The following is a 1,410-nucleotide window of genomic DNA, read 5'->3' on the forward strand; positions in this document are numbered from 1 at the left end:
ACCTCGGGCTGCAGCTGAGCCCGACAAGGCGAGCAGCCACCCGTGAGGTGAGCTGACAACTCCACAGCCGCCGCCCCGGCGGGCGCGGTGAGCACCATGGCCGACTGGAACCCGCCGAAACCGCTGCCGACGGTCAGCACGGCGTCCACCCGGAGCTGCCGCGCCACCAGCGGCACGTAGTCGAGGTCGCACTCCGGGTCCGGCTCGTGCAGGTTGGCCGTCGGCGGGATCACGCCGTGCTCGACGGCCAGCGCGCAGGCGGCGATCTCGATCGACCCGATCGCGCCGAGCGAGTGCCCGACCATCGACTTGATGGAGCTGATCGGCGTGCGGCGGGCGTGCTCGCCCAGGGCCAGCTTGAACGCCGCCGTCTCGTGCCGGTCGTTCTGCCGGGTGCCCGAACCGTGCGCGTTGACGTAGTCCACATCGGACGGTGCGAGGCGCGCTCCGTCGAGCGCCACCCGGATCGCCTCGGCCATCTCGCGGCCGTCGGGCCGCAGCCCGGTCATGTGGAAGGCGTTGCACCGGGACGCGTGCGCGCGGATCTCCGCGTAGACGTGCGCTCCCCGCCGCACCGCCCGGTCGCGCTCCTCCAGCACGAACATCGCCGCGCCCTCACCGAGCACGAAACCGGTGCGGCTGCGGTCGAACGGCCGGGACGCGTGGGCCGGGTCGTCGTTGCGCGGCGTGGTGGCCTTGATCGCGTCGAAGCACGCCACGGTGATCGGCGAGATGGGCGCGTCGGTGGCGCCGGCGAGCATCACGTCCGCGGAGCCCTCGCGGATCAGCTCGGCGGCGTGCCCGACGGCGTCCAGGCCGGACGTGCAGCCGGTGGAGACCACGCCCGCGGGGCCTTCCGCGCCCACCGCCCAGGCGACCTCGGCCGCGATCGAGCTGGGCACGGCGTAGTCGTACAGGTGGGGCACGCCGCGGGTGTGGTCCACCAGCCAGTTCCGGCCCGCGGCGCTGACCACCGCGTACTCCCGCTCCAGGCTCGTCGTGCAGCCGACCGCGCTGCCGACCGTGACGCCGGTGCGCAGCGCGTCCTCGTCGGACAGCTCCAGCCCGCTGTCCCGCACCGCCTCGTTCGCGGTCACGACGGCGAACTGGGTGGCCCGGTCCATCCGCCGCCGCTCCTGCCGCGTCAACCCGTGCTCGGCGGGGTCGAAGTCCACCTCGGCGGCGATCCTGGAGCGGAACGGCGAGGCGTCGAAGGTGGAGATCGGCCGCGTCGCGGTCCGCCCGGACACCACCAGCTCCCAGAACGCCTTCGTCCCGACGCCGCCCGGCGCGATCACACCGATCCCGGTGATCACCACGCGTCTGCTCATCCGGTCCCCCCTCGTCCTTCCCCTCGCCGCCCCACCCTGACCTGGTCGGATCGAGGCGCGCTCGGGCCGCCGCTGGAAC

At 73.9% G+C, this 1,410-nt stretch carries 1 protein-coding gene; it reads right to left on the bottom strand.

All coding sequences use genetic code 11. The features are described 5' to 3' along the window. The coding region (locus AB0G02_RS30620) for a beta-ketoacyl-[acyl-carrier-protein] synthase family protein (RefSeq protein ID WP_360800856.1) at window positions 1–1,331 on the bottom strand (1,331 nt) is incomplete at its 3' end. Between the last annotated feature and the right edge of the window lie 79 nt (window positions 1,332–1,410).

The organism is Actinosynnema sp. NPDC023658, assembly GCF_040639995.1.
Lineage (GTDB): Bacteria > Actinomycetota > Actinomycetes > Mycobacteriales > Pseudonocardiaceae > Actinosynnema.